We start from the raw sequence: 3,257 nt of genomic DNA on the forward strand, positions 1-3,257 counted from the left end.
TCCTTGCAGGGAAGGGGGTTGGGGGGTTAGGTTTTACCCACAATTTTAGCCTAGACGACCTACATCCCGGAAGACCTCTCCCCCAACCCCTCTCCTGCAAGGAGAGGGGAGAAACTCCCCCTTCCCTTGCAGGGAAGGGGGTTGGGGGGTTAGGTTTTATGCATAATTTTCGCCTAGACGAGCTACTACATCTAAAGATGTACTGATAACTGATAACTGATAACTGAATAATGACTACTGTACTCAATGTCTCACCCCAACAATTTGTCAGCACCCCCGGTGTCGAACGTGTAGCTCAACGCGCTTTGCGTTATTTAAAATCTGGCTACTCAGTTCATTTGCGCGGTCCCGCAGGAGTAGGCAAAACTACTCTTGCATTGCACCTTGCTCATCTACGTCGCCAACCTATTGTTTTAATGTTTGGGGATGATGAATTTAAAACCTCAGATTTAATAGGAAATCAATCTGGATATACTAGGAAAAAAGTTGTGGATAATTATATCCATACTGTATTAAAAGTTGAGGATGAACTGAAACATCATTGGGTTGACTCTAGATTAACCTTAGCTTGTAAAGAAGGTTTTACTCTAGTTTATGATGAATTTAATCGCTCTCGTCCAGAGGTAAACAATATTTTACTCTCCGTTTTAGAAGAGAAAATGTTAGTTTTGCCACCTAACCAAGACCGCTCGGAATATATTCAAGTTAACCCTAAGTTTAGAGTAATTTTAACTTCCAACTCTGAGGAATATTGTGGAGTTCATGCTACTCAAGATGCTTTATTAGACCGAGTGGTTACTATTAATATGGGAGAACCTGATGCTCTAACCGAACAGGAAATAGTCATACGGCAAACAGGTATCGAGCCAAAAAAAGCTGAAACCATAGTTAACTTAGTGCGTACTTTTCGCACAAGAATAGGGGAGGAAAAATTAGGTGGTTTGCGTTCTTGTCTAATTATTGGTAAGGTTTGTCACGACCATAATGTTCCAGTTAATGGTCAAGACCCTAATTTTCAAGATATTTGTGCTGATATATTAATATCGCGAGCTACTTTACCCAGGGGAGAAGCTATGCAGAAACTTCAAGAGGTTTTACAAGAGTTATTTCCAGTAGAAGTTGAACAGAAAACTGTGAAGCGGAGTAGTCGTCGTACAAAGAAATCATAATTAAGATAGGTAGGTGAAAAAATTTACAAGTACGTCCGCAGCGACGGTCGCGGCGTGCGGAAGGAAGCAATCTCCAGGGTTTCAACTACTTTAACGTTTTGTTAAATAGTGACGTTTATTCACGCTGACCTACTTAGCTAATTACTTTAATATATTTATAAGAGAAGTTTTGGGTAAATTTATGACTACCAATACTAACAATAAATTAGTCACGGCAACCAATGGTTCTAGTTTAGCAGATATCCTGGAAAGAGTTCTGGATAAGGGAATTGTGATTGCTGGAGATATTTCTGTTTCTGTAGGTTCGACAGAACTTCTCAGCATTAAAATTCGCCTGTTAATTTCTTCTGTGGATAAAGCTAGAGAAATTGGAATTAATTGGTGGGAAAGCGACCCCTATCTGAGCACTCAAAGCAATTCTCTGATGGAGGCAAATCAAAAACTTCTTGACCGAGTTGCTTCTCTAGAATCAGAGATAGAAGCACTTAGGAGCGATCGATATGAATATCATACTAATGGTCACTCTTCAAATAACGGTCACAATAATGGTCACAATAACGGTAAAACATGGCAATAGATACAGCAATAAAAATTAAAACTAGCAAACATATCCTTACCAGTAAAGCTGTTCGTGGTTGTTTGTCTTGTCGCGGTCTTCATGGTCGCAATAATCGAGCAGTTGAAAGAGCTAGAATGCGTATTGCTAAAACTGAAGTTATCTCTCACAGAGAACTTCAACAATGGCGGTTTGCTAAATGGCAAGCTTTACAACGTTGGTAGTCAATAATTAATAATTAATTATTACCTCTTTTTATCAAGAATGAGGACTAGCTAAAAGGATTTTTTTTCTTTGTTTTCCATGATTAGCAAGGGGAAAAAATTACCGAAAAATTTGGGTCTAAAGCCTCCCCTTTTAAGGGGATAAAAAAGGGAATATTTCAGATTTAAAGCTTCTTGCTTCCGCGAGAGGTACTGATAACTGATAACTGATAACTGAAATTACTCCCCCACTCCCCTACTCCCCTCACTCCCCACACTTTATTTCTTATGTCTCCAGAACCTTCTTCAGAAGAACCCTCAATAATTCCTATTGGCAAATCTAAAAGTAACTCTGAAGCAGGGTTAGCTCCTTTATTGCTAACAGTTATTGAATTGATACGGCAATTAATGGAAGCTCAAGTAATTCGGCGAATGGATGCAGAAATGCTGAGTGATGAAGAATTAGACCGTGCGGCTGAAAGTCTGCGACAGTTAGAAGAACAGGTGATTAAGCTGTGTGAGGTGTTTGATATTGACCCCGAAGATTTGAATTTAGATTTAGGTGAAATTGGTACTTTGTTGCCCAAGTCGGGAGAGTATTATCCAGGAGAAAAGTCTGAAAGTCCTTCTGTTTTGGAATTATTAGACCGAATTTTGAACACTGGGGTGGTTTTGGATGGCAGTTTAGATTTGGGGTTAGCGGAGTTAAGTTTGATTCATGCTCGTTTACACTTGGTTTTGACTTCTAAACCAATTTCTAAAAGCTATAGGAGTCAGGAGTCAGAATAAATAGCTTTAATACCATTTTTATACTACTTTAAAAGATCACGACTTACCCAAAACAACCTATTTCTGTCATTGCGAGCGACAGCGAAGCAATCTCGAATGCCCACAACTCGTTCCCAATGCGTAAGTCCTGAAGATGTCGATCGGATATGCTGAAAAATAACTGCTTCAGTTCATTTTAGATAGTTATCTTTATCATTTCCCCCTTTTTTTCAATTTTTATCCCTTTTTACTTCTTGGTTCTTCCTTCCTCCTTATAAATGATAGTAAAAAAATGGCATATAGTGATTTTAAAATTTTAAGTAAATTCAAAAAAGAATTTGATTTACATATTCAGGAGCAAGTTGATTTATTTGCTCAAATAGAATCTTTCAAACCAAGCGATTTTCTAACTCAAACTTTGGCAGAAACTGTATGTAATTTATTTAAGTTTAATTGTGTAGCTCGAATTTCTAATGGCTGACGTTCTTCTAAAGGTAGCTTTTGCTCAGTGCTAAATATAACTTCAGACTCATCCACATCTCCAGTATCGTCATCATTTGC

The 3,257-nt window shown here is 38.3% G+C and carries 4 protein-coding genes; all 4 read left to right on the forward strand.

Translation table 11 applies throughout. The features are described 5' to 3' along the window. Positions 1–230 precede the first annotated feature (230 nt). The 4 genes from gvpN (at position 231) to F6K22_RS36840 (ending at position 2,717) form a co-directional block, all read left to right on the forward strand. Positions 231–1,169 (forward strand): gas vesicle protein GvpN, encoded by a 939-nt coding sequence (gvpN, locus tag F6K22_RS36825; RefSeq protein WP_293109673.1) that lies wholly within the window; start codon positions 231–233, stop codon positions 1,167–1,169. 181 nt (positions 1,170–1,350) lie between these two features. Further along, entirely contained in the window at positions 1,351–1,746 is a 396-nt protein-coding gene (locus F6K22_RS36830; RefSeq protein ID WP_293109675.1) for a gas vesicle protein, read from the forward strand. Further along, positions 1,737–1,949, forward strand: a complete 213-nt coding sequence (locus F6K22_RS36835; protein WP_293109677.1) for a hypothetical protein — start codon at positions 1,737–1,739, stop codon at positions 1,947–1,949. Before F6K22_RS36830 ends, F6K22_RS36835 begins: the two co-directional genes overlap by 10 nt. A 267-nt stretch (positions 1,950–2,216) precedes the next feature. After that, entirely contained in the window at positions 2,217–2,717 is a 501-nt protein-coding gene (locus F6K22_RS36840) for a gas vesicle protein K (RefSeq protein WP_293109679.1), read from the forward strand. Positions 2,718–3,257: the final 540 nt, after the last annotated feature.

Source organism: Okeania sp. SIO2F4, from assembly GCF_010672385.1.
Classification (GTDB): domain Bacteria; phylum Cyanobacteriota; class Cyanobacteriia; order Cyanobacteriales; family Microcoleaceae; genus Trichodesmium.